The organism is Providencia sp. CIM-Carb-044, assembly GCF_033901115.1.
Classification (GTDB): Bacteria; Pseudomonadota; Gammaproteobacteria; order Enterobacterales; family Enterobacteriaceae; genus Providencia; species Providencia hangzhouensis.
Map to the genome: position 1 here is coordinate 95,547 of NZ_JAXADV010000007.1, position 25,037 is coordinate 120,583.

34 protein-coding genes are annotated in these 25,037 nt (G+C 48.2%); 7 read left to right on the top strand and 27 right to left on the bottom strand.

Annotation, left to right across the window (positions count from 1 at the left end; genetic code table 11):
- Nucleotides 1-94: 94 nt before the first annotated feature.
- The 25 genes from SJ312_RS14740 to mobI form a co-directional block, all read right to left on the bottom strand.
- Nucleotides 95-403 carry a hypothetical protein gene (locus SJ312_RS14740; protein ID WP_042847153.1) on the bottom strand — a complete coding sequence of 103 codons (309 nt, stop codon included), beginning with the start codon at nt 401-403 and terminating at the stop codon, nt 95-97.
- 17 nt (nt 404-420) lie between these two features.
- On the bottom strand, nt 421-699 hold the full coding sequence (locus SJ312_RS14745) for a hypothetical protein (RefSeq protein WP_166268101.1): 279 nt from the start codon (nt 697-699) through the stop codon (nt 421-423).
- 276 nt (nt 700-975) lie between these two features.
- Complete coding sequence (locus SJ312_RS14750; protein WP_042847158.1) at nt 976-1,995, bottom strand: ParB family protein; 1,020 nt, start codon at nt 1,993-1,995, stop codon at nt 976-978.
- A gap of 2 nt (nt 1,996-1,997) precedes the next feature.
- On the bottom strand, nt 1,998-3,245 hold the full coding sequence (locus SJ312_RS14755; protein WP_042847160.1) for a ParA family protein: 1,248 nt from the start codon (nt 3,243-3,245) through the stop codon (nt 1,998-2,000).
- A gap of 215 nt (nt 3,246-3,460) precedes the next feature.
- A complete protein-coding gene (locus SJ312_RS14760) occupies nt 3,461-3,739 on the bottom strand; it encodes a hypothetical protein (protein ID WP_042847162.1) in 279 nt (92 codons plus the stop codon).
- A gap of 56 nt (nt 3,740-3,795) precedes the next feature.
- Nucleotides 3,796-4,140 carry a hypothetical protein gene (locus SJ312_RS14765; protein ID WP_042847164.1) on the bottom strand — a complete coding sequence of 115 codons (345 nt, stop codon included), beginning with the start codon at nt 4,138-4,140 and terminating at the stop codon, nt 3,796-3,798.
- 105 nt (nt 4,141-4,245) lie between these two features.
- Nucleotides 4,246-4,506, bottom strand: coding sequence for a hypothetical protein (locus tag SJ312_RS14770; RefSeq protein ID WP_042847166.1), 261 nt, complete (start codon nt 4,504-4,506; stop codon nt 4,246-4,248).
- A gap of 30 nt (nt 4,507-4,536) precedes the next feature.
- A complete protein-coding gene (locus tag SJ312_RS14775; protein ID WP_042847168.1) occupies nt 4,537-4,773 on the bottom strand; it encodes a hypothetical protein in 237 nt (78 codons plus the stop codon).
- Nucleotides 4,770-5,039, bottom strand: a complete 270-nt coding sequence (locus SJ312_RS14780) for a hypothetical protein (protein ID WP_042847169.1) — start codon at nt 5,037-5,039, stop codon at nt 4,770-4,772. Before SJ312_RS14780 ends, SJ312_RS14775 begins: the two co-directional genes overlap by 4 nt.
- A gap of 50 nt (nt 5,040-5,089) precedes the next feature.
- A complete protein-coding gene (locus tag SJ312_RS14785) occupies nt 5,090-5,293 on the bottom strand; it encodes a hypothetical protein (RefSeq protein ID WP_166268099.1) in 204 nt (67 codons plus the stop codon).
- A gap of 63 nt (nt 5,294-5,356) precedes the next feature.
- Nucleotides 5,357-5,797 carry a hypothetical protein gene (locus tag SJ312_RS14790; RefSeq protein WP_042847174.1) on the bottom strand — a complete coding sequence of 147 codons (441 nt, stop codon included), beginning with the start codon at nt 5,795-5,797 and terminating at the stop codon, nt 5,357-5,359.
- A gap of 208 nt (nt 5,798-6,005) precedes the next feature.
- On the bottom strand, nt 6,006-6,188 hold the full coding sequence (locus SJ312_RS14795) for a hypothetical protein (RefSeq protein WP_162762199.1): 183 nt from the start codon (nt 6,186-6,188) through the stop codon (nt 6,006-6,008).
- Nucleotides 6,189-6,218: 30 nt separating this feature from the next.
- Nucleotides 6,219-6,524, bottom strand: coding sequence for a hypothetical protein (locus SJ312_RS14800; RefSeq protein WP_162762190.1), 306 nt, complete (start codon nt 6,522-6,524; stop codon nt 6,219-6,221).
- Nucleotides 6,525-6,599: 75 nt separating this feature from the next.
- Complete coding sequence (locus tag SJ312_RS14805; protein ID WP_042847181.1) at nt 6,600-6,827, bottom strand: hypothetical protein; 228 nt, start codon at nt 6,825-6,827, stop codon at nt 6,600-6,602.
- A gap of 24 nt (nt 6,828-6,851) precedes the next feature.
- Complete coding sequence (locus SJ312_RS14810; RefSeq protein ID WP_162762200.1) at nt 6,852-7,085, bottom strand: hypothetical protein; 234 nt, start codon at nt 7,083-7,085, stop codon at nt 6,852-6,854.
- A 164-nt stretch (nt 7,086-7,249) separates the two neighbouring features.
- Nucleotides 7,250-7,768, bottom strand: a complete 519-nt coding sequence (locus SJ312_RS14815; protein WP_042847185.1) for a hypothetical protein — start codon at nt 7,766-7,768, stop codon at nt 7,250-7,252.
- Nucleotides 7,769-7,938: 170 nt separating this feature from the next.
- On the bottom strand, nt 7,939-8,238 hold the full coding sequence (locus SJ312_RS14820; protein WP_042847189.1) for a hypothetical protein: 300 nt from the start codon (nt 8,236-8,238) through the stop codon (nt 7,939-7,941).
- A gap of 75 nt (nt 8,239-8,313) precedes the next feature.
- Nucleotides 8,314-8,871: a hypothetical protein gene (locus SJ312_RS14825; protein ID WP_052219409.1), complete on the bottom strand. Its 558-nt coding sequence runs from the start codon at nt 8,869-8,871 to the stop codon at nt 8,314-8,316.
- 177 nt (nt 8,872-9,048) lie between these two features.
- Nucleotides 9,049-9,426 (bottom strand): hypothetical protein, encoded by a 378-nt coding sequence (locus SJ312_RS14830; RefSeq protein ID WP_042847192.1) that lies wholly within the window; start codon nt 9,424-9,426, stop codon nt 9,049-9,051.
- A gap of 205 nt (nt 9,427-9,631) precedes the next feature.
- The gene (yfaE, locus tag SJ312_RS14835; protein WP_080750913.1) at nt 9,632-9,889 is read right to left on the bottom strand and encodes a class I ribonucleotide reductase maintenance protein YfaE; all 258 of its coding nucleotides are present in this window, start codon (nt 9,887-9,889) and stop codon (nt 9,632-9,634) included.
- A gap of 181 nt (nt 9,890-10,070) precedes the next feature.
- Nucleotides 10,071-10,367 (bottom strand): hypothetical protein, encoded by a 297-nt coding sequence (locus SJ312_RS14840; RefSeq protein ID WP_042847195.1) that lies wholly within the window; start codon nt 10,365-10,367, stop codon nt 10,071-10,073.
- A 202-nt stretch (nt 10,368-10,569) separates the two neighbouring features.
- Complete coding sequence (locus tag SJ312_RS14845; protein ID WP_144139060.1) at nt 10,570-10,989, bottom strand: hypothetical protein; 420 nt, start codon at nt 10,987-10,989, stop codon at nt 10,570-10,572.
- A gap of 116 nt (nt 10,990-11,105) precedes the next feature.
- Entirely contained in the window at nt 11,106-11,288 is a 183-nt protein-coding gene (locus tag SJ312_RS14850; RefSeq protein ID WP_162762201.1) for a hypothetical protein, read from the bottom strand.
- 883 nt (nt 11,289-12,171) lie between these two features.
- Nucleotides 12,172-12,660 carry a hypothetical protein gene (locus SJ312_RS14855; RefSeq protein ID WP_042847204.1) on the bottom strand — a complete coding sequence of 163 codons (489 nt, stop codon included), beginning with the start codon at nt 12,658-12,660 and terminating at the stop codon, nt 12,172-12,174.
- 68 nt (nt 12,661-12,728) lie between these two features.
- Entirely contained in the window at nt 12,729-13,160 is a 432-nt protein-coding gene (gene mobI, locus SJ312_RS14860; RefSeq protein ID WP_042847206.1) for a conjugative transfer protein MobI(A/C), read from the bottom strand.
- Between the two features lie 1,013 nt (nt 13,161-14,173).
- On the opposite strand from mobI, the gene SJ312_RS14865 reads away from it, so the two are divergent.
- The 7 genes from SJ312_RS14865 (at nt 14,174) to SJ312_RS14895 (ending at nt 18,687) form a co-directional block, all read left to right on the top strand.
- Nucleotides 14,174-15,199, top strand: coding sequence for a ParM/StbA family protein (locus SJ312_RS14865; RefSeq protein WP_042847207.1), 1,026 nt, complete (start codon nt 14,174-14,176; stop codon nt 15,197-15,199).
- Between the two features lie 16 nt (nt 15,200-15,215).
- Nucleotides 15,216-15,746 (top strand): hypothetical protein, encoded by a 531-nt coding sequence (locus SJ312_RS14870; RefSeq protein ID WP_042847210.1) that lies wholly within the window; start codon nt 15,216-15,218, stop codon nt 15,744-15,746.
- Nucleotides 15,747-15,775: 29 nt separating this feature from the next.
- Nucleotides 15,776-16,339, top strand: a complete 564-nt coding sequence (locus tag SJ312_RS14875; protein WP_042847212.1) for a transglycosylase SLT domain-containing protein — start codon at nt 15,776-15,778, stop codon at nt 16,337-16,339.
- On the top strand, nt 16,332-16,865 hold the full coding sequence (locus SJ312_RS14880; RefSeq protein ID WP_042847215.1) for a hypothetical protein: 534 nt from the start codon (nt 16,332-16,334) through the stop codon (nt 16,863-16,865). Before SJ312_RS14875 ends, SJ312_RS14880 begins: the two co-directional genes overlap by 8 nt.
- A complete protein-coding gene (locus SJ312_RS14885; RefSeq protein WP_042847218.1) occupies nt 16,862-17,377 on the top strand; it encodes a FlhC family transcriptional regulator in 516 nt (171 codons plus the stop codon). The genes SJ312_RS14880 and SJ312_RS14885 overlap by 4 nt, the downstream gene beginning before the upstream one ends.
- Entirely contained in the window at nt 17,377-17,796 is a 420-nt protein-coding gene (locus tag SJ312_RS14890) for a hypothetical protein (RefSeq protein ID WP_042847219.1), read from the top strand. The genes SJ312_RS14885 and SJ312_RS14890 overlap by 1 nt, the downstream gene beginning before the upstream one ends.
- Nucleotides 17,797-17,940: 144 nt before the next feature.
- Nucleotides 17,941-18,687: a hypothetical protein gene (locus tag SJ312_RS14895; protein WP_042847220.1), complete on the top strand. Its 747-nt coding sequence runs from the start codon at nt 17,941-17,943 to the stop codon at nt 18,685-18,687.
- A gap of 52 nt (nt 18,688-18,739) precedes the next feature.
- Here the strand turns inward: SJ312_RS14895 and traN are convergent, their stop codons facing one another.
- Both traN and SJ312_RS14905 read right to left on the bottom strand, forming a co-directional pair.
- Nucleotides 18,740-21,454, bottom strand: a complete 2,715-nt coding sequence (traN, locus tag SJ312_RS14900; protein ID WP_196053746.1) for a conjugal transfer mating pair stabilization protein TraN — start codon at nt 21,452-21,454, stop codon at nt 18,740-18,742.
- Nucleotides 21,455-21,875: 421 nt separating this feature from the next.
- The gene (locus SJ312_RS14905; protein ID WP_052219375.1) at nt 21,876-25,034 is read right to left on the bottom strand and encodes a conjugal transfer protein TraG N-terminal domain-containing protein; all 3,159 of its coding nucleotides are present in this window, start codon (nt 25,032-25,034) and stop codon (nt 21,876-21,878) included.
- Between the last annotated feature and the right edge of the window lie 3 nt (nt 25,035-25,037).

The following is a 25,037-nucleotide window of genomic DNA, read 5'->3' on the forward strand; positions in this document are numbered from 1 at the left end:
TAGATTTATTATTTACTGATTTAATTTTATCGCACCACCAGCGCTGACAAAGTGACATCCAAAATTAAACCGCCACAAAGGCGGTTTAGTTCACTTACTCCACAAACCAGAGCGAGGCAAGATAGGCGCACCCGGCAATCTTTTGTTCGTGCTTCGGGTCGAAGCTTTTCAGGATAACCACGATATGCGCCAGCGCCCATTTCAGTTCGACACCTTCCTTGGCTGCTGGTGGGCATTCAAGCCCGTGGTAAAACCAACGCTCAATGAATGCAATCCAGGGGTTCTTTCCCTGTTTGAATTCGTCAGGGATGAGATCCCATTTTGGCAGAAACTTTTCAATGTCCGGAGGCCCAAATGCCAGAATGACCTGTGTGATGTTCTCGTTCGGCGTCCACGTCTTCATGATTTTCCTTTCCAGCGTCAGGATTTGGTTTTCAGTGATTCGGCAATTTTGGTGAGCACCGCACGCAGCTGAGTTTCATCGGCGATGATAGCCGGGATGGCGTTCAGGCATTCCTGGGGCAGGTAGATATTACCGAAGAATACCAGCTGATCTTGAGTTGGTTGGAAGCTGCAAATCCACTCCCAATCGTTATTGGTTTCCCAAATACACAGCAACTCGGTACCGTCGTTGTTTTCGGTCGTCAGTTCCAAACCGCGACGCTCGGCAAAGCTATGGGTTGTCTTTGAGATCTGCATTTTTAATCCACGAGTAAGGGCGGTATTGAGTTCTATTATCCAGCAGTTCTACAGTTGACGAAGGGGGATGGAGGTGTTTTTTGTTTTGGCGAACAAGGGGGTGGTTTTTATTGGTTTTTCTTCTGCTTTAGTTGATATTCTATCGTAACACGCTGTTTATTAAGCGATTTTAAACTTTGGTTTTTTTGGCGAAAAAAATGGTTTTTGCTACAGGAAATGAGGGGAGGGGAGGGCTGTAAAGAAAAAGCCACCGGGGTAGGTGGCTTAGAAAAGAACTTACTCACTGTCTTCCTGAAGACTTTTTGTTAGCTTCAGACGTATCAGACGCTCTATGTCTTCGACGACTTTTTGATTGAGCCTGTTAAACTCAAAGCGGACTTTCCGGCCGTTACCACTGTAACTGATTCGTGCATACTGATCCTTGTTCTCGAATGCGACAATATCAGATGTTTTCCATGCAGCGGCGGGCTTCGCTTTATCAGCCATGATTTCCAACATAGTGGCTACTTCTTCCAGGATATCTTTCTGCGTCTCCTGAATATTCTCAACAGGCTTGTCCTTACGGTTGTCTTGGACTTCCTGGCACAGCTCACCAATGTCGATCATTTCCTTCTTCGCCGAACCCTGCACCTTCGCTAAACGGCTATAGAAAGTATTCGGGATACCTTCGCAATCTGGGAACAGAGCGATCAGGCGAGGGTCGATTTGGGCAGCTTGAATCCGCTTACGGACAGACTCGGTACTAATGCCGATATGCTGCGCAAGTTCCTCATTGGTCGTGAAACCATTCTCTTCCATCAGTTTCAAATACTGCATACCAACTTCGCGATACGAGAATTTGCGAGAGCTTTGTGCGGCGCTGATGATAGAGAAGATATCTTCGTTTGAGATATCGTTTGGTAATACCCACAGCGGTAAATCAGCTGATAGCTTTTCACAGCAGTAGCGGCGTCGGCTACCTTCAATGAGTTGATAGATTCCATCTACGCGGACAGCGATACCTTCGGTATCCACCCCTCTTTCCCTGATCTGCTCAAGGATGTCACGCATGGAGTTCTCGTCGAGCGCTTCCTGGTTGCGTGGGTTGAGGGCGTGAACCACTGTTTGCTCAGATACTTTACTGCCAGGAACGACAACATGCTCGGCATCGACTTTACGGCCATCTTTTAAGGTGAATGTTCTCTTAGGTGCGCCTGCACCCCGCAGTGGTGGTAATCCGCTTTTTTGCTCAAAGCCGGTTCGCTTGCCTGCACCCAGATACATATCCTTGCTTGTGCCTCTTTCTACGTCGGTCATTTTTATTTCTCACTTTTCGCCGAAAAACTTTTGATTTCATTAATAAATTGCTGATACACAGAAGTGACTGACATTTCTGCCATGTCAAATTGTTTTGCAGGGCACAGGTCTTCTGACTTCTTGATATCCAAGACGGTGCGGCCTCGTTCGGCCGCAGCAACAAACGCTTCAGAGTGTTTGATGTTCGTAGTCATAAACTTGTCCTGCACAGTTCGCACCAGCTTATTCAGAGTGCGAACTTCGTGCTGGCTTTTATCATCGACATTAACAGCCAGCACCTTCATCCATTTGATGTTTTCACCCCTGGATGGAAGTTGTTGCAGACGAGCGCCGATCGTCAACATGTAGTTCGTCGTGGATGCAAAGTCATATTCACGCGGAGTGATAGGAACGAGAAGGGCGTCGGCGGCTTCGTTCGTAGACCAGATAATTGGTGAGTCCTGCGGTGGGGTGTCGATGAAGATTAGGTCGTAATGCTGTTTCAGCACAGGGATAACAACATCTCTAAAGCGCGTTAAAAGCGTATTGCGCTCTTCCTTGTTCAACCGCCAATAGGTATCAGTAAAACGGTCATCAGTAGGGAAGGCCGTGATGACGTCCATATTTGGCAGGTGAGTGCTAAACGGAATGTTGGCAATGATGTCCGCTTCTGAGTAACCGGCGTTGATGTACTGTGAGAAATCACCCTCAGGCTCGTATTCGGCTAACAGCACATCAGTGATAGTCAGATAGATATCATCTTCGCTGGTGGAGCGGATCAGGTTGTTACCGATAGACCCTTGGGGGTCAAGGTCAATGATGCAGCAACGCGCGTTCAGATTTAAATCCAAAGCTGACGCCAAGGCGATCGTCGCGGTCGTGGTACTTTTGCCTGTACCACCTTTGTGGTTTTCAACGACGATAACCCGAGACTCATACATGTCGGAGTAACGGGGCGCGCCCAACTCATTCATGATGGCCTGCACGTCAAATCGTGTGTAAAGGTGGTTTTTGTTTTGGAAGATAGGCTCACCAATAATTTTCTGATCTTGTAACTCGGTCAGAATTTTAGTGAACGTATTACGTGACTTGCCGAAGAAATCAGCGAGCATCGTTTTGTTCAGGCAATGGTTATAAATGAGTCTATCTAAGCCATCTACCTGCTCATCAGTGACCTTGATGGTATTGGCTTCGGTGATGGATTCTTTCAGAGAAATTTGCTCGGCTTTCATTCGCTGGCCGATGACCAGGATTTGATCAAGAATTGACATAAATAGCCCTCTAATTGTTTTTCATTATTATTAATGCAAATTGAGCGCAAGACAAGGTAAAAGTGCATTGTAATGCATAATTATTAAATATTCGCATCGTGAATGTCAGGGTGGGGGTTGGCGAACAAGGGGGTTGTTTTCACATTTAAAAGATAGGTCACCCCCTCCAATGCACTGGCATTACTGTGTTTGAGAGGGAATGTACGTTTGACGAATTATTGAGTCTGTAACGCAGCGACTTCCGCTCTTGTGGCAAGGCGCTGACTACCAAACAACCCCTTGATCAGAACAGGTTTCTCTTTTTTCCATCCCTTGATGGAGTTCAAGCCAAACGGCTTCGGCTTGTTGTGATTCCAGCTTGCGATAACACTGGTCTCATTGACCTCGACGATCAGGACAGGGTGTACAGACACGGTGGGAATATTCGTGCTCCCCAGTTTGTGGCGAGTGATAGACCATACGGTATCGCCCACCTTCAGTTTGCTAATGACCATAGCAGAGTTCCCGGCAGATAAAATGAAGCCGCCCGCAGGCGGCTGGTGGATGGACGTTAGGAGTTAACCCAGCTGGTGGTTTGCTCCAGCGCGAACTTAACGATGTCACATTGGTAAACGTGCCCCTCGTTAGCATCGTTCGCGATCTTAGCGCCGATAACTTCAGCCACTTCGTAATACCAGATGCCCGGCCCTTCTTTCCCGGTGAAGGTCTCATCGCACTCTTCAACGATGTCGATAGCCAGTTCACGGATCCAATCGGCACATTCGATTTCACCACCACCAGCAACGTTGAAGTCGATACGTTCCTGCGCGGTGTCATCATTCACGATGAGTGGGACGCGGGTTTCGTTGAAGCTGCTGAAGATGAACATCGCGACCAGAGTTGGGTTCAGAGACATGGTGTATCCTCGTTTGTGTTATCAGTTGTTGGACTTCCAGTATCCACCAGCACCAACCGGTGACGAAGGCAAAAGGATGAAAAAAACATATTTATTACCGCTGCATCACTTGAGGGTTACCGCAGTTCCGATATACAGCATGCCGCCGTTCAGGAGTGGTGTTGCTTTAACACCGTACACGGCATTCGCCTCGCCATTTGACGCCTCGGATGCAGCCGCACTTAATTCCTCCAATGCGACGCGAGCTTGCCTTGACGGTATCACTCCCCGCCTATTGGCTTCAAAATTAGCGATGACTTGAACCATCCCATGAATTTTTTGTATGGCATAAATATCAGGAATGAGATCGGTTGTAAGTATCAGCATTGTTCTACCTCACGCGACTTGATTCACTCGCTACGCAGCGGGTGGAACTTCTTTAACGACCAAGATCTCAACTTCAGCGCCCTGTTCCTTTTGCGTTAACTCGACACAGCGCAACGCCGCAGATTTTGCAGAGCACCACGAGTGCGCATACCAGTCACGCTCTCCAGTTCGGCAGGCAACAGCATGGGTAGCTTTCCACGTCAGTTCCGCTTCTTGCACTTTGCCATTTGGCAGTGTGCAGTAAAATTTGCGCAGCCCCTTTTTCATTTGTCACCGTCCTGTTGGGCAATACCCAGAGCTGCGATCTCTTTGCGAATATGGTCAAAGCCAGCCCCAGTATTCACATCATAATCACTGACTACCGCATTCAGCACCTGTACCTGTTCGGCTGGAGTAAGGGCGCGTTCCAGGGAAAGGTCAGAAGCAACATCCGCGACGTTTTCGAGCGTCAGTGTATCGATGGCAATCATCTGGCCTTCTTTGAAATTGCTCATCAGATAATTGATCAGGTACTCACGAGTGCCGAAATTCATACAAATTCCTCAGATTGGGAAATTAGCCCCCGTAACCGGAGGCGATACAATTACGCTCGACGGCAATATGCCTGTCTGAGTTTAAAGGCTTCTTCAGCAAGATTGAATGCCACGTTAGCCGCTTCGCTATCCCTCGGCCCCGATGGACGGTTATTGTCCCAAAGGGTAGATGCCACACCCGTAAGCGCGCTTGCCAAGAGTGAATCGAAAACAGCTTGTACCTCGTCAGAGGTGATGATTATCTCATATCCCATTATTGCCTCGTTATTGGTATAGGGAAGGGGGAGTGACCGCCGGAGCGGTCAGTCGTCAGTCAATTAAGCTGCGAGGAACGTGATCTCATACGAACTCAGTTTATCGTCACGTTCCATGCCTTCAGTCAGCGCGATGATTTCTTGCCAGAGGGCTTTGGTCTTCTCACCGCCACCTTCAACCATGCCATCGACCTTCAGGTAGCGTTCTGGGTGGGTGACGGTCAATCTGCGCTTCACGGGATCCCAGCCACTGTAATGACTGATTTGAATATCGATATCCGCCAGCTTTTCCGGCGCGGTACGTTTGAGGTTAAGCACAGCATCGAAGGTAAAGACAATACGGTCGTTATTGTCTTCGGTGTCGTACCAGACCGTGTAACGAGGCTTCTGACGCACACCGCGACCGGAGCGACCCCAATTGGTCGTGTGCTGACGGATGGATAGCAGGGTACGTTTATGGGAAGTGATACCTGCGTAACGTAACAACTCAGCTAAAGTATGCATCGGTTTTCCTCGTGTTATTTGTTTTGTTTACTCATTAAATTCTCACACGACCCGAACTGCTGACGAAGTGAATCACGATAAAAAATACGCGCCCTTTCATCCCATTCCCCAGGAAAACCAGAGCCAAACTCTTGGCCGCAAAATTGGCAAGCAGACATACCCCGCTCGACGCGCGTTCGGGCAGGGTATCGAGTTTTGAAATGGCTAATCAGTGTAGGGATTTCACCAATAGGCCGTTATCGCGGGCATGTATTAGCAAAGCATTGTGCCGTGACTGTACATCTGCCAAGTCACTTACGCTGCCGTTAGTGATCAGCCAACCATTGGTGCCTGGGGTGCTGTATTGCACCATGCGCTTGCCACCCGCCTGAGTGTAACGGTGTGCGCGCACCTCTATACCCTGAGGAAACATACCTACCCCCTAACTTCGCTCAATGAGGAATTGCATAGCATCATCGTTGCTACGCAGAACAACGTCTTTGTGCTCCACCCACTTGAAAGCACCGTTACTGCATTGGACAGGATCCCTGACAATCAGCGAACCATCAGCGCCAATGACATACTCATACCCAGCTTCTGCAATTGCTAAGCGATAATTGGAAGCCACCAGCATTAACAGTGTGTCGAATACTCCAGAGGCCAAGGCTTTTTTAGCGGCTTGAATGCGTGCCGATGTTCCGGCGTTTGGTTCCAACTGCTGAATACGCGTTGCATCTTCCAGGAGCATTACGATCAGGCCCTTCAGTTCGTCAATCATGGAGGTAACTCTCAATGCAGGGTGCCCCGAAGAGCACCGAGGGTTTTATTCAGGCTTGAAGTCCGAAGGGACGACAACGCGGAAAAAATCGAAGTCCTGCACGGTGGCCTTACGCATGTCATCCGATGGGGTGATCAGCTGCGGCTCCATAGACAGGCACGCACCTAACTGCGGCTTGCTTGCCAGAACGCCTAAGATGTTCGGTTGCTCAGGAAAGGTATAACCAAATGTGTGGCCGTTCTTGACCCAGTATGTACCGTTGATTGCGCTCATCGCTTTTGTCCTTACGCTGGTGGATCAGTGGGTCAGATAATGGTTGATGGCACGCTCAACGAACGAGACCGGCAGACCACTGCCATGCGCCAGGCGCTGAGTGTTAGAACGAACCAGCTCACGCTCATAACCAAAGCTGCTGCTGTAGTGGTACCACAACGTGCGACCTTTCTTGAACAGGTCGGACTCGTTTGCTATGCGCATGAACTGAGCCGGAGTCTGGCTCGGGCGTTTTGGTTTTTGGTTGATAGCGTTCATAGTAATGACCTCGATAACTGTTATTCGTTTTGTTTACTGCCTCTAAAAACAGTATCACCCACGGGTAACCGCTGACGAAGCAAATCGAAGGAAAAAAAGATATTTTTTTGAGAGGGGAGGGCAAAACAGAATGGGGGAGATCCCCCCATAGTTTAGATGGCGTATTACCGTTCGGTAATGCTGGTGGCATTTTGCATTCCGGAAAGTTTCACCCAGGCCATAACTTGTTCTTTGTCCAACTGGCCGCTCAGGGTGATGTAAGCCGGAGCGGCAACCAGGAGCGAATTACCGATAGAGAAATGGACGTTCACATCAACGCGGGACGCCCAAGGTATAGCAAACCAGAACACGGCATCGAATGGGGAGTGGATATTGATGCCATGTATCAGCTTCACTTCCCAGCGAACACCATATTCACCTCTGATGCCACGATAGAGGTGACCACGATCGCAGGCCCAGTCATCACCATCTACGTCACGCCAGATAAGCAGTTTATCATCTACAGCCTTAACGCTAGCCCCATAACGGGATAACAGATTCAGGATGGCCGCTGGTTCCTTAGCGAGGATGCTTTCAAGAACCACTCGCGAATCACCACGAACCTGTGTCACCGTCACAGTATCGTTTTCACCGAACCAAACTTGATGACCACTTTCTGCCAGGTGAGCAATCAGATTTAACATTGTAACTCCATGTGTTAATTATTTTTGTGTTAATAGTTAACCATGACCTTTACCGCTGACGAAGTTAAAAGGACGACAAATTTGGAAGGTGTTAAAACGGGGATTAATTGCAAAGAGATTGGCAAACCACATCATGCTTAGGTCTGCCGATATGAATGGCGCAGCAGATCTCAGTTTTTGCAGTCGAGCTTTTTGACGAGCCAGCGCTGAACCGGGAGGGTCTCTAACTCCATTTCAATGGTACATCTCTGGTCTGCAATGATGGCTTCATAGGTTAACGTGTCTTTAGAAACCGTACCCTGGGAAATGAAAATCTTTGCATTTGCTAAATAATCAAATGCAACCTTGCGAGCGATGTGCTCGTTCTCTTCGTTCAGATGCAGTTTTGGCAACTCACCCTCAGCCGTAGTAGCTTGAGCCAATGTAGGTAACGCAAGGGTCAGCGACAATAAAATAAGCAATCTTTTCATTGGATATTAACCTGTTGGGATTATAATCTGCCGAAGCATATCATTTCTGATATACCTCGGTTCTGTTTTTTTGGGTTATCCGCCAGGGTAAAGCAACTCGAAACGTTGAAGGAAAGCAACGCGGGCTTCCTCCGCCGGGAGAAGTCGTAACCCCATCAAATCCGCTGGTGGATATTTAGCGGGATCCGGAAACGCCTGGGCACCATGTCGGCCGAACATACTCATTTCAGTTGCGAGCATACGCAAATCAGCCACTTTCACCTCCGGCGACTCCACCAGCGGCAAACCATACTTTGCTCGAATAGCGCGATCGACACGACCTTCGATTTCACGGTAGTCCGGCAAGCGCGCTTTAAGAGGGCTGCTCACATCACCGCAGTATGCTTCACTGGCATCATGCATCAAGGCTTCGAACGCAAGATGCGGTTCAACCAAATGGCTGACCAGCACGCAATGCTGAGCCACGCTGTAATGCTGATCCAGGTGACCGGTAAAACGACAGATATTGGACAGAGCCGTCGCGATATCCTCAATATTAATCGCATCAGGGTTGATATCTTGGAACGAAAAACGTTTCCCGCTGTGGGTCAGTATCCAATCCGGGGCGGAGCCTTGTTTTACTTGTACGTGCATAGCTGCCAACAACTGCGCCACCAGCGACCGCTCCAACACAGTCAAATTACCAGACGTATCTGCCTGAAGGAATTCAAGCTGCTGTTTAGTGTACTTCGGCAAAGTCATCTTCTCTCCGATTTCATAAACGCTTTAACGCGCAGATTTTAAAGCCAACTTGTAACGGGTCTTTACTGCTTACTGACTGATTTTGCTCTTCTGAATTTGTTGCCAGGCCTCAATCTCTCTTTGAGAATCAGCATCCATGTCACCGGCCTGCAATGTGATTTGTTCCTCCAGAATGGAATCGAGATAGAGGTGATAGCGAGCACGCCGCTGTATACGCATAACAAAGAGAGCAAATACCAATACCCCACTACCGATCAGCGAGAAGGAAATGGCTGGGAGTGATGTCATCGGCATAGAGGAACTGCCGTCGTTAATCCACATAGACAGCTTTACCACCAGCACCGCAATGACCAATAGAACTACTGGGCGCATGATTGGGCGAATGGTACTGAAGCGGTCATCCCGGATGGAAAGGAGAACACCTTGAGAGGGGTCGTAGAGTGCCATCGTAAATACTCCGGTTGTTAATCTTAAAACAAAGCTAGCACGGTGCATTTGGCTGACGAATAGCGAGCGGCCACAGTAGAACGTCTTTTTTGGGTAAGTGAGAGCGCTTGATTACGTATGAGAGATACCAGAAAAAAACGCCACTGTTGCTGGTGGCGCTTAATCATATCGTGTATGAATTATCGAACGGAACAGACGGAAGCGATTAGATATCCAGCTCAACGTCAGTTCGGGGACGACAACAACAAGGCAACACTTCGCCTGGATTCACAAAGGCCAGGGGCTTAGTCACATACTCCACCGTACCGGCCAGTAAAGACACTCGGCACGAACCGCAGTAACCTTCCCGGCACTGATACTCAACCACAATGCCTACTGACTCCAGTCGTTCGAGGATGGTACTCACGTCGCTGGTGGCTTCAATCCGCTTTTTGCTATGTACTGCATGGATACACCCAGACATAATTCCACCCTATGTAGTGATACTGAACCAAGGGATCTTAAAATGTGCTAAAAACGCCTCAGCGGCTCCCAGAGGCGTTTCTTTGTTTCCAGTGCAATCGTATGTGGATTTAAATCAAAAAGTCGCCCTGAGACGTTTTCATGGCGAATGAGAAGGGATCCCGATCCTTCTCCGATCTACTTTACGACGCCGTGGAGCGACTCACGGCGTCGATAAAACGTTTTTCCCCAACACCAAACAAGAACGAGTCCAGCGCTTTACGGCCCGCTAACTCAGCCCCTTCCAATGCCGTTGCCAGGAAGTCGATCGGGCACACCATGCGGCCAGACAGCTTATGGGTGACCACCAGGTGATGGTCATTCATGGAGCGGGTAACCAGAAACTCTACTTGTTCACCATGTACCGATCGGCTGAAGCTCGCTTCCACTGAAACATGCGCATAACCATTTGCCGTTTTTACCTTGCCTGCCAACTCCATACGCTTCTCCTGTGTCGTTTTCTTGTCTGTGGTCAATCCTACCACCAAGCACCCTCCGACAAAGCGGGATTAACACAACTTGCCAGCGATTCTCTCGGCCAACCCCTCACAGGAGAACAACAAGTTATTTTCCTGTTCACGGTTCCCAAAATGAAAAAACCGCCCAAGTGAAGGCGGTTTCAAATCCAGCATATTGCTCGCGTTATTCCTCGGTCAGAGGCTTCAACGAGAAACGCCCAATCCGGGTATAGCGACCCAGATAGAACCCGACGAACGAGCTCAACACCACACACATGGTTCCAGTAAACCCAATTGGTTCATGCAGTACATGCTGCTGAATGTTCATGATCGCCCACATGCAACCGGCGTAACACAGAAAACCAGGAACGGATACCAAACGTTGCTCTCCGTTTGTCAATGGCCTTAGCCACCCATACACCGCGCAACCAAATAAAGCGAAACAGATAAACAGGCTCGGAAACGCTCCATCAGCCAGGGCATTCATCCCCGCCACAACCAGAAACAGTAACGATACGTTAAACCAGTACAGAGATCCCGGTGCCGGTATTTTAGTGCCAAACAATCCAGACTCACTCGGTGCCTTTGCCGCTTCGATGCTCATGCTTACCCCTCGTTGATTGTTAGTTCGTGATCGGCCAATCCAATCACTTGAGCCCTCGACATCCCCCACGGATAACGAGAGCAAAACTCAGAACTTTAAAACCCTGCCCAGCCTCATCACCAAATCGCGATAAAGCCACTTTCTTCGCCCCCGACAGAGTGACCCACCTTGTGACACAACATCACCAGATGAATATTAAGACCCATACGCTCCGTGACGAAATTGCTTAACGAAGCCAATGATGAGTATCCAATTTCGTCACTGAATGCCTTGCCCGCGAAATCACAAAGTAACTTCACCAAACCTATCTCATCCACCAGCGCCAGGCTCAACGTCAACGCAACTACCTCTGTGCGCTCTCCCACCCCAGATGCTCGTTGCGCCGATCGCTCTGTGGCAATTCCGCCGCATCCGACAAGCTCGGCTCCACACTTTTCAACAGCGTGAACTATGGGGACCCCCAAAACTCTCCCTCAGGGCTTCCTTCTCAAATAACCGGGTGGAAAGCTGAACCCTCTTTCACACCCGAGAAACGACTCAAAGAGTACGGGAGCCAAAAAAATCAGGCAAAGGTTATCGGCCTCGTTTTGCGCCCGTTTTGGGACGGACTCAAAACCAAATCCGTTAACACCCCCAGTGGAATAAACCGTAAAAAACCCCAAAACCCCCGGAGGAAACTCACTCCAAAAATCCAAAATGCATTCACACCCCTCAACAACCCCCGGAGGAAAATCATTCGAGGCATCCTGCTCATCTAAACCTCATACTGAACCCGCCATCCGCGACCCGCGAAGTGCTCTAACTCAACACCCTAAACAATCCCACCCATATCATTGCCCGCAATCCCTGAGAAAAAACAAAGCGCCATTTCCGTACCTCATTCTCACTTTGTTTACCCGAATTACATTCACATCGAGAACAAAACAAAAACAAAATCGCTCCTTCTTGTTTCGTTTACCTTCCCACCTTTCCCGATCGCAAATAGTCACCGCAAAAAAAACAAACCCGGCCATCCCGAATTCATTCTTGATACCCCAGCGCCCGTTGAAAGCCCGAGAGTCGCCTAAAGGCTCACTAACTGATCGCCTGAAGGCTCACTTTACAGAGGGAGACGTGTTTAAAATTAGGCGTAAAAAACCGGGACGGTGCCCGGCTTCAGATGTGCTATGGCGATGCGTTAAGTTAGCTCATAGAGGCAAGCTCATGGATTGGCGCGCTCATATTGAGAGACCAGCGGGAGACCTTGTTCTCAGCATCAACTTGATAGCTGACCAGGAACATGTAAATCCCGAAGCACAAGCGTGAAGGCTCAGTGAAGCCCAGCATGCATTTCGATTCCCTCGCCCCGAACAATGCCATCACCTTCAAGAGAACGTCCTGATCCCATTCATCAGCATGATGGATATACACCAGAGTGTTGCGTTGCAGACCCTTCGCAAATACTTCAAGTGCAGCCAGATCACTATTGGTATCAGCCAACACCTTAACGGCCGCGATCTTTTTGTGATTCGCCATTGTCATTACCGTTTCGACAGTACCGTCCAAAACTTCATGGGTCGCCTTTAGTCCCCAAAGTAACTCTTCGTGTTTTGTACCCAGGTTGCGGGTGAAATTTGCGCACACTTCACTGATTGCAATTGTTGCGTGTCTGTTAACGTTTTCGTGAGACATTCTCAACATTCCTCTTGAGTTGATTTTAACCATACCGGTCGTTTTGTTTACGCAGCTATAACCCCACGCTAAAGCTGCTTCCTACTCTCTGTTATCCGCCGGGATAACAGCTGGCGAATTGCCCGGTTCTTTTTCATCTCAGAACGGATCAAACTCAGCTGCGGTTCGTAAGTAACAATGAGCGTCAATTCACGGGGTGTAGCATCCGTGAAAACTTTCGCTGGATAGCTTTCCCCTTTGTTCACTTTCAAATACTTCGGAACCACCCTTGCAATTTCCCCTCCCGCCTTTCGCAATGGAGTCATCCTCGCCCAGCGGATCCGAACGGATGGACCCTGCTTAACAACGTTGAATGAGTAATGCGCTTTTTCACCACCGGCCGTTGCCAGCTTCCAAAAATCTTCTCTCAGCGTCGTTGCTTCGGCAGTCAAAACATCAGCCGATCTGTCCAAGGCTTTGACGCTTTCCTCCAGATGCTTGATGTAGCTTTCCACATCCATAGAGTTACCCTCACTTTAAAAATTCAAAAAGACCAAAAAAACGGAACCCCTATTATTACCCCACATGAGATCTCTTCCGGCTAAAGCAAAAACACCCTAAATAGGTTCAAAAACTCAGCCCCCCCAAAAAAAGCGGTAATATTATTACGCCGCCTTAGTGATCTCATGGACTGTTTCTCTTCTTTTGCACTCTCATGGCGAAAAGAAAGGCATCAGAGTTGTTGGGTGAACACATGAAAATACCTTTTTGAGCAAGACTGCGATTTTGGGGGGCAAAGAGGCTAAATCACTGCCTTTTAACTAACCCCGTATATAATATGGCAGCAGAGTGATCTTGTGGCATTTCCCTTGATTAACACTCTTATGGCGAAAAGAAAGGCATAAGAGTTCAATAGTCGTTACGTAATCCAGTCACCAGGCACACTAAGCACTAAAACAGCACATCAACTCAAGGTTTTTCGTCCCCGAAACGAGGCGCTTTTCCGGCTTGCGATCGAAATCGTCCCATCAAAATCTATCCTGGTAACAGCCGAAACATCGTGGAAAAGAGATGAAGATTAGCAGGTGTTGCCACTCAAAATAATTTGGTTCAATCGGTGAGTTTCTGACCTGTATTTGGGTTAGTTAATTTCGTCAGCGGTTATCCCCATGATAAAACGAGAGGGGTAATCCGTACCAAAAACAAGAATTATTTTTAAGTCGATAGCCCTGATTTACGGCCATATCTAGCCGTAAATCAGGGATAAAAAAGGCCATGAATGAAGGCTAAATCTGGCCTTAAAAATTGGCTAAATATAGCCGTAAATCATGTCCTTTTTCGTCCTCGTTTTGTCGATGAAAAAGGATGTTTTGTGATTTTCGAATGGCTATGATGTGCTCCGATTGTCTCGGGGCGAACGAATTTTTCGGGGTGATATCTCGACTGTCTCACTTTGTTAGCAGCATGAAGTGGCAAGGATGGGGGGGACGGAAGGGTATCACAAGCTGTAATTGTGTTAATAAAAGGTTAACAAATGAGTAAGAAAAACGCGATCGTATGTGGTGTGGACATTGGTTATAGCAACGTCAAAATTGCGACTGGCGATGCTTTTGCTTCTGTACCAGACGTCTCAATCTTCCCAGCGTATGCCACCACGGAAGAAGAAGAGGATGTAAATCTGGTGAAGCGCAATCGTGACCACGAAGTCACCGTCTACCCGAACGGAAACATGTGGCGAGCATTTACTGATCGTCCAGATGGGCGTGAACTACATGACAGTTATCACACCACGGAAATGTACTTGGCGCTGTACTTTGGCTCGTTGGCAAAAATTGCCGAGAAGGTCGGTAGCACCATTGACCTGTTGGTAACTGGTTTGCCTGTAAGGCTCGCCAGTGATGATAACGAGCGCTCCAAGTTGGTCGCCAGGTTGACAGGTACATTCACGATTAATCCGTCCACAAAAGTGACGGTCAAGCAAGTGATGGTAATCCCGCAAGGTGTTGGTGTTATCAACGATGTCGCGAACCGCGAAGGCTTTATCAGTGAAGATGAACTGTCAGAATCTAATATTCTGGTCATCGACCCTGGTTTTTTCTCGATGGACTATGTGGCCTTCAGTAATGGTAGCCGCGTGATGGGCTCCAGCGGCTCTTCACTGAAAGCCACCAGCACGATCATTGAAGGAATTGTTCGCACTCTCAATGAAGAAAACCCGCATGAGCGGCGTGATGATCTTCCTGAAATGGTCGAAATTGCGTTACGCAAAGATGCGGCTTCGTTCTTCAATGGTGCCCGCCACATTGAAGTAAAACCGCTGCTAAGCAAAGTTATTCCGCAAATCGCTGGTGGCGTAGTAAAAGAATTGCGCAAAAATGTCCGTGCGTTAGGGGCTATTCACATCATTGTGACCGCTGGTGGTGGAGCTCCTTATTATGAGCAGGCCGTGCGCGAAGCGTTCCAGAATGCCCGTATTGTAACGAGCCCAAATCCGGTCGCAAGCAACGCAATTGGCTTCTGGAACTACGGCGTTGACACCGTCATCTACGGTGACGAATAACGGATAAGGATACGTAATGCAGTTACGGGTGACGATTAATGACATTCTTTGTCCCGAGCTCGCTGCGTACCTTGAGTCCTGTCCACCAGGCAAAAGAAGTAGCGCACTGGTTGCCCTGGCGAACAGGGCTTATCTTGAAGGGTTAGGGCGTGAGGCAACGCCCAACATCTACAAGAAAGGAAAGGTAAGCGAGAAGCCGCGCTCACAAAAATTGGCAAAAGGAGGAAAAACAGGGCAGAATATTTCGTCGCCGGTGGGGACCGGTCTACAATCGTCTTATTCTGAAAACCAACCTGAGTTAGCAAAGCAGCAAGTAGCTCAGCCGTTGGCATCAAAAGCAGTAGAAGCAGTATCCGTTATACCAGGAAGCAATATTGAGTCTTCGGAGCCGCGTGGGGCGGTGTTGATGAAGAGCGAGGCAGGAAGCGAAAATACATTGTCGGTATCAGTAGATACTCAATCTACTGAGAGGGATACCGATGTTAACGCTGAAAAATCGATCCATACAGAGACCGCGTTGCCGCGTAAGCGGTTCCGCTTAGGCTAAGCCACTCTGTTGGGTTAGGGGTAAACAAAATGGGTAAATTACTGTTAAGCGCCAGTGTGGCAGCAGTAATCCTCTCATCTCAAATACTCCCGGCACAAGCTGGGGTGGTTGATTTGAAAGGAACGGCATGGGAAAAACATGCCAAGAATGAATGCGGTCTGGACCCGCATCTCTTATACGCCGTTGCTTTGTGGGAAAGCAAACAGCGTGCCGGTGGCGGCGGTTATGTCGCCCCAAGCCCTTGGGCACTGAATAATGCAGTTTACGGTGCCTACTATCCAAAAAACTACGAAGATGCGAAGCGCGCGCTTAAGCGCTACATAGCCGCATCTAAAGTAACCGATATCGGTATCGCCCAGGTCAACTATCGCTGGAACGGGAAGTATGTCAGCAAGCCAGAGGATCTTCTGGATGTAGACACTAACATTCGGGTTGGCGCGAAAGTGTTATGTAACGCTATCAAAAACTCCCCAGATGACATCGTTTTAGCAATAGGTAGTTATCACACTCCGAACCCGGAACTGCGTGACAAAGCGCGTTGGTACGGTACGAATGTGCTCAGAATCTGGAAGAGGCTGATTGAAAATGGTTAATGAAAACATATCGCTATTGAGCTGCGCTGCTTCACTGGAAACACGCGCGCAATCTTTTTTCCGCAGTCCGTTTGTTCTGTCTGAAGATGATCGCTTAGTGTTAAAAGACAAAGACCTTCTAGCGCAGCTGACAAAATCTGTTAAATCATACAACGTACCTGTTTTTATAGTTGACTACATGCCTGGACGCAAACTTACAGAAGTGGATAACTTCGTCCGGCATGACTCCTATATTCTTCGGCTTGCACTTCTCGTGTACAGCATCAGGGTGAAAATTCTCAACGGCACGCTGGCCGAGTCATTTTACTGGTTGGGCTCCGATGAAGCGTTGAATTTCATTGAGCGGCTTGACGATAGTCAAACCATTGACGCCATCATCAAGGGCGAACTGTATATCAAACCGGTTCGTTCGCTGCGGGAGCTCGCTTCTGGGGAGTGGAGCTCTGTTTTTGGCAGTGATAACCCGCACATGACTTTGCCAGCTTATTTGCAATTACGTTTTGAACATTGGAGCACAGATCTATGAAAGCCGCACTCGTAAAAGATGAAGACATTTTTGCTTTGGCACAGCGGATGGTCAAACTGGGCTTCCGTCGTCGTATCATTACCACGTCGCTTAATGCAAGTGACCGACTCATTGACCATTTGAAAAAACAGTTCGGTCAGGAAGAAGTGGCAATCGGACGCTTGAAACTGTCGGAAACCTTCTTGGCTTCGCAGCCAAAAAAGATGGAGGCAACCAACTTTATGAGCATCTATCTACGTCGCGCGAAGGACCCTAGCAATCAGGATGACATCAGTGAAGTGGTCGATTCGTTTGAAGTGTATCGCGAGTTAAATATGCGATTCAGACCGACTATTGCGGCGGATGTTATGCTTCATCCGAACGAAGCCTGGACACTGGCGCGTGACTTCCGTTCTGATGAGATCCGAATGGTGAAATGCGTACATTGTAAAATGTCCTTTATCACTCCCTTTGATGGTGATCGTTCGAATAAAAAGCATAAGTGCCCGTTCTGCGAAGATAAGGCTCATTAATGCAAACGCGAACTTTGATTGGAATATTCACAGCGTTAGCTTTGCAGGGATGCACTTTTCATACGTTGCCTGGCAGCCAGTTGGTTGCTCCCGGTTATATGCGCGTGAATCTGTGCCAAAAGCTGGACTCGCCCGAGCTTTGCAAGTCGAAGTTTGGCGAGTTCAAGAAACGGCTGATCGTGAAAGACATTTCCTCCACGGCGGGGTATATCATTCCAGATTCTGTTGGTTGGGGATGGGTGGTAAACAAAGTGAATGCACCTTTTGTTTTCTACGACCCGGAACTGAAGACAGAAATCCCCCCTCTGGAAGGGGAATTTATTCCGGGAAATTTCGAACCAGCCCTTAAAGTACCTTGCACGAAAGATGCGACATGCAGCCACCAGCAAGTGCTAACCGCTTGGAAAGATTCAATTTAAATCAAATTCACAGTGTTAGATCCCTTATTTAAACAATAGGGGATTTTTTTTAGCCAGATTTCTTCGTCAGCTGTCATGGCGGGGTTACTATGCTCTCAACACGAAAAACTACTTACCTGCAACTCTACGAATAAGGTACCGAACATGAAAAAGATTCTGACCGCTTCTTTGATTACTCTGGCAATGGCAATGACGGGCTGTGCTTCTAAACCTGTTCCGATGCCGGTGGATACCAATCCGTCGGAGGCTTTACAGTTTGCCCGTGCAATGGAGATGCGCCAAATTACAGATGCAGGTGATAATTATGTCATCTATAACAAGCTGGTTGACGGCGGGCGTATTCTCCCACTTGAGAATCCAGTAAGAGCAGGAGAGGTTGCCAAAACTCAACGGTCAGGTGCCGGTACGGCAGATGTTGTTGGTGGGTTGGCTATTAAAGATCCATTCATTGCTTTAACAGGTTTTTTAACCGCGAAAAGACCTCAGCCTTATACTGATGGGGTTGTTTTATTCGGTTCCTGGGCAGGGGGAGACCGGGAAGTAGATCAGTCTCAAATGTTTGAAGCCTTTAAAACCTTCGCCCCTAAAATGGCAGGTTTTAATGAATATGAACTATGCGGGCAGGACAAGAGCTGGAGTTGGTTCTCGTTAAGTAAAGCTAAAGAAACCGGGCACCTACCAAAACCGCCTGTTTTAGTCAGCCCTGAAGAGTATCGCTCTGGGTACGCATCGGCCTGTTTCTTCTATCTTGCGGCGAAAAAAGAAAACATGCCATTGATGAAGGAACTATCTGTGGCCCTTGGTGCAAAACGAGCTCTGTTTGTGCCAGCCTCCCAAGAGCATGCTCCGTATGTGTTTTACAACGGTAAGGTTCTTGAATTCAAAAACTAATATTACAGACGAAAGTAGAAACCCCGCCAAAACTGAGCGGGGTTTTTTATGATTAACGCACTTGTATTGAAGCGCCTGCTTTATCCTTCAGGTCATTTATATCAACGCTATCAACGCCATCCTTGAAACGGTCGAGGCTGTTTTTACGTTTACCGTCAACGTTGAGAATGCTGCCTGAACCGGTAATGCTGTCGAGATTGACTGATTCGGGCGTTGGCAGTAAATCGGCTGAGTAAAGTGAACCAATCCATTCCGACAGATCGACTTTTTGGAAGTCAATTCGACCAAACTCTTCCAACGTTAAGCCACGGCAATCCGGATTCTTGTTATCACCCCAACCAATGCCCAACTGGGCGCGCCCTTGTTCTTGGAAAATTCGCCCAATCTGTGAGTTGAACGTGCAGTAACTTGACCGTTTTTCAATGCACTGCCCTAACACTTTGGATTGGCACCAGCTATCGATGAAGGTCGCAAGTTTGGTTTCTTTTTTCACAGCAAGCTTAAATTCATCTGCTGTACAAGCCCAGATGATGTTTACCAAGATGTTTGCAACCTGATATGCCATGTAGGCATAACCGACAACGGAAATAGCGGAAGTAAGGGTGGAAGACAGCTCTACAGAACTGGCTAATGCGCCGTCGGACCCGACCGCAGCAACCGATTCTGACCCAGCAGCTGTGCCCCCGGCCTGGAATAACGCATTTGTTACGCTCGAACCAAAGGTGTCCAAAGTCCATTGAGCAACTTGTTTAGTTAAAGTGCCCACCGCCTGATCCATCATTTCTCCGATACCGAGATCTGCAATTTTATCTGCAACCGCTGACCCTGCATTACCAGTTAAGCTATCCAGTGCAGACATTGCAGGTTTAGTGATTGCATCAATAGCACTGTTAGCCAATTCAGAACCCATGTCGAACATGCCTTTACCTTGCTCGAACATGCCCGCTTTAACGGCCAGCGCATCTGAAACTTTCAGGGTGTAGTAGGTTAGCTGAAGATACTCAATCCAGCTGACATCAACAGGCTGGTTGCAGCAATCGACCCAGCCACCCAGTGCTGATTTACAAGTAGCAGCTTCACCTTTGAATAAGGTGCAAGTGCGATTGACGTTGATAGTTTCATCACCGCAGGTCATTTCGTTAACCGCGTAAGTCGCCGCTTGAAGCATTGCGACTGCCGTTTGGAAGTCTCCACTAGGTTCCGATTCTGGCGTTAAACAGGTACCGTTGATGCACTGCACCGCTCCAGCACACTGGTAAGTCTCGGTTTGTGTAGTGCTTGGCACTGTAACATCTTGACCGCAGTCCCAGGTCTCAGAAGCTTGCCAACAACCGCTTTGCCCACCAGCTGCGCCTGTGATGCAGGAAGACTTAATAAATTTGCAGGCATTGTTATTATCAAAGTCTTTGCATGAGTTATTCACTCCGGCATCAGTACCACAGTTAGATACAACGGTTGCACTACGGCAGAATGGGGAAAGCCCGCCGATCGGTGGTGTTTTAAGATCCTTTTCGCACACAGTAACCCCATTGATATAAGCGCAGCCATTCGCGTCAGGTGTGACTGTTTCATTGCAGGTGACCGAATAGTTTTGGCAATAACCCTGATTGACTGCATCCAGAAAAGTATTGAACCCTTCTTGGTTGTCGGCAATCCATTCATCTTTGCTAACGGCCTTAGATGGGTCGTAGCGAACTTCCAATTTCGCATAGCCTTCACCATTGCCATAAACTGAAACGCGTGTTTTGAAAATCAGTTCATCGCCGTCTTGTACTTCCTGGAAGTTCTGAGTCACGTCAGCCTGTGGATCAACACGCCAACTGGTATCCAACTCGCAAGGCCCTTCGGTTTCTGGTGGGAATAACTCACCTTTGCTGTAGTTCCAAGGTCGGTATTTCCCATCAGTACCTGCATCCTTCATTCCTGCAACAGGGCCCGCAAATACTTTTTTCTCACCAAGGTAGATCTGCATATAATCATCCCAGGTTGCGTAAGTCAGTTTTGCACTGGAAATGGCTTGCGGGTTGTAAACGCGAACACCTGTATATTCTTCATATATTTTACAACGACCATCCCAGTAGTTATCGCCGACTCTACCCACCCAAAGAGTTACGCAGGCTTCACCGCAACCTTCAATGTTGGCAGAACCGGAGCTATGGCTCAGGAAGCCTGCCACGTAAGGGTGGGTTAAACGATAGGTGCCACTGACGCTGGTGGTGCGAGTGCACTCTTTATAATCAGGAATGTGTTGCTTAACACCGTCCGTATTCAGTTCGGAGGTCATTGAGCAGTCATCCAGATCCTGCATGTATTTATCCTGGTTCGCCAAGAAATCTTTGTGTTTGTCAAAGATAGAATCCGTGGCTTTCAGTTTTGCAGTCGTTTTCGTTGAGCCTGAAACGGCGCGATAGGCTTCGCCTCGCAATGACGATTCAGAGGCAAGTGCAGAACCAGTATCAAAGCCTAACTTTTGGGTTTCACCATCATTACCATACACGGATTTCAGCTGATCCAGGGAGGTGGATGACGCCTCGCCAGGATACACGTTATTTAAGTTAACGGCCTCACCATCCCCATACTGAACAGTGCCGTTACTATTTGCAGAAAGACCGGGTAGAGACTTATAGAATTCAACCGCTGACTGAGCATTTGCTGCCGAGTTTGCCGAGTAAGCGTAGGGGGCATACATCGCTACACCCAAGTGGCTCATCGTGAACAACGTGCAGACCGTTTTTGAAAACCAATTTTTCCTAAAAAGGGTTATCATTCGTAATCACCTTGTAGATTGCAGGCATTGATGGCTAGGCGTATCACAGAAAATTTCGTCACCTGAAAGAACTGTGAGAGAATCAATGCATAGAGACGCCATTGAGCAAGCATAAATCAATGACGTATACGGGCAACAAAGAAGGGCAGCAAAACGAGGTGCTTTTCTTTTACTGATATTTGGGAGTAAAACATGAGTACATTTGGCGCACACGGCGTAGCCTATCTACCCCCCATTGTGGTTCACAGAGTTCCAATAAGCACGAAAAAGTCACCACCCAAACCACCGGGGATCCAAAGAGACATTGCGCTTTGCATGTTTTGGCTGGTACTCAGCGTTCCCGCTGCTTATATGCTCTATATCGGTTGAGTTTTTTAGGCCAAAAAAAAGCCTCCGACTGGAGGCTTTTGTATGTTAAGGGTTATTTCTTCTCGTTATCAGACATCAGCGCCTCGACAGATTCTTTTACGACATGAGCATCAGTACGATGCATGTTGCTCTTCGTGGATTCTACCTTGCCAATAATCGCCATTGCTAGCTGCTGATCGCCGCCTTCAAGCCTACCGTTCACATATTCACCGCCGGTTGCGAGGGTGACAGCGTGGAAGGCCTGAATACGAGCGTGTTCCATTTGCTCTGGCGTATTGTCTTTGTCTTTGACGGTACCGTACAAGTGTGAGATGGCATTTTTAGCGTATTCGCCTCTTTCACCTCCAACACCAGTTACTTGAGAAGCCATTTCCTGTCCCTGACCGTAACCTTCCTGATAAGAGAACCCCCCCGGCTTAATGCCGTTTGAAACCTTGTCTAAGGCGCTTTGAACCTTAGGCATCGCATCCCCCGTCATTCCATAATTTGATTTGTTCACCAGTTCATATCGTGCAGCATTGCCTCTCATAGTGTTGAGTTCTTGGGTTGAACGGGATTCATGATTCTCAACCTGTCCTTTATTATCGAAATGCTGATCAATAACGTGCCCCTGGGCTGTGCCTGGTGCTGATTGGGCATAATTACCAGCTATGCCTGCTGCTGCCTGACCCTGGGTAGAACTTGAACCATTATTAACACCACCAGCAATACTATCGATATGCGCTTCGGCTTGCTCTGCGTTAGCTGCGATCCCTTGGTTTGCCCTGGCAGCATCAGCGCTGACCTCTGGTTGTTGCGAACCTCCACTAACGAAACCTGACAGTTTAGCTACTTCGCCAGCTTGACCTATTGAAGCCGCTGCGCTGAACTGAGCGAATGTATGCGCATCTTCCTGTGTCATCCCTAGTGAAGAGAGGCGTGCTGTATCTTCGTTGATCCGCTGAGATAAGTCTTCGCGACCAGCCAATACCTGAGTTAGTGCGGCTTGAGCTTCGTTGCTACCTCCAATGGATTGCGCAATCTGTGCTGAGTTCATGTTTTGGCCCAGAGAGCTACTCATCGAATACTGTTGTGCTTCAGAATAGGATTTTTGAGCCGACTCCTGTTTTTTATAAGCTTCACCGTATTGTTGGGTTGCCGCAGTGCTTTGTCCTGCTGCCTGCATGCTGCTGTAATAAGCCATTGAAGACTGTGACCTGATTTGACTGAGTTGCGAGCTTAGCGCGTCACTGTTTGAAGCGTTATCACTGCTTGAGTAGCTCGCGTCCGCCGTGTGAGTTTTACCTTTTGAAGCTGACTCATTACGCTGTAAGGATGCCGACCCAGAAACTGAGGCACCAGACCCTCCAATTTTCAAACCAGCAGATGCCTCAGCGCTACCTTGAACAGAGCCCATATTCAAAGCTGTCAATGCTTCAGCTTCGGAAGTCCCGTTACGCGAAGCGACATCTTGAACAAACGAACGCTGGGAAGAGGTTAGAGAACCCAAAGCAGCTTGCATGGCATCCTGGCTTTGTTGAGACTGGGTTCCATTTCGCATGTTGGAAGCAACCTCTTGGAACATTTTCCCTTCTGATGCAGAGCGTTCAACCGAGGCTGACTCGACGTTCTGTTTAGCGCTGGCGAGGTTAGTAGAAGCAGATTGCTTCATATCAAATTTAGGCAATGCGGAAGATGCACCACCCATGACAGACCCACTGGAGCGATCGAAGTTCACATCAGCGCTTCGGTTGTTCATGGCTGGCGCGTTCGATACATCAGGAGCCATCTGCTTGGTATCAGCTGCGTGAGGCGCAGCGGCGGAGTTTGCCAGTGAGTTAAAGGCGACCGAACTACCCCATACGATAAAGCCACCCAATGCAGGGATCATCGCATATAAATTCCCAGCAAGGCCGATGCTTTTTTGAGTTTCAAATAGCATCAGATATAGCTTATCGAATGAAATCGGATCTATACCATTGAAAATGGCAGACAAGTTAGTTTGAGTGTGAACAAGCACGTACATGTTTACAACTGCTGCCAGTGGCATCCAAGTCTGAGTCCAGATAATGACCAGAAAATATTTCATAACCAAGCGAACACCCATAATGCCCAGACCGAATAAAAAGGCCATGAATGGCGTAAGAGCATAGATTAGCCCTTGGAAAATTGGCATAAACGCCGCCATCCAAGACAGGAAAGACGCGCCGGAGGATGCCCACTGGAAGGCTTGTTGGGTTTGCGTTTGAGTTCGGGTGATAGCAGCGGCACCTCGGAAGGAGGCTTCATATCCATACTTAGGCACATCACGAAGGTAGGGGTACATGATCATCGTCATTTGGAAATCACGCATCGTTGTACCGCTTAGGTTGTAAAAATTCATGATCTCCTGAACTTTTCTGCTCGTATTACAGACGTCACCATCGCCCTGACAAGTCCGGCCCAAAGCGGCATAAGAACGCTGGTAGGCTTTACGGAACATGTCAGAAGAGGATGCATGTTGCATGATCAATTTATCAAAAGCATCTGCACAAGAATATTGTGAAGATACACCTTTCATATCTTCCATTCCTGGAGCCCAGCCCACCATATTGCCATCATAAAGCACGACGTGCTGGAAGCGGTCATCAGATCTCAGCCCTTGCACGCCTTGAGTGCCTCTATAAAGAGTTGAGTAGGTTTTCGCCCCCCGAATAACATCTTTAGTCACGCAGGTTTTCATATAACTTTCCACGCTTCTGGCGAAATCTACACGCGGTTTTTCGTTGGCTAAAAACCAGCGCATTGGGTTTTTTAATGTGTCATAAAGAGACGTCATTGCCACCAATGGATCCAATGCACCATACTCAGTCATTGAAGGAGTGGAGAATGCTTGCTCCATTTTTTCTGTAATTGAATACCCGACAGTGGATATGATGGAGGCCGATGCTGCAAGGCCTGCCGGAACGTTATCAACTGCACGGAAACGTCCGCTAGTAACATCTTCGATGTTGACACGAGCCGAAACCTGGAAGAACACCATATACATGACAATACAGACGGCCATGTTTTGGAAGGAGACGGTTTTACCTGCTGAAATAGCCGATGAAATAACAATCCCGATCACCCCTAACAATGCAGCAATGCGAAATAGATCTGAGAACATCCCACTATTCATTAGCATTGCAACTGCGTTGAAAACATTATGCATAAATTCAATGTCACCAACGGTATATACGTTCCACTGAGTCATTTA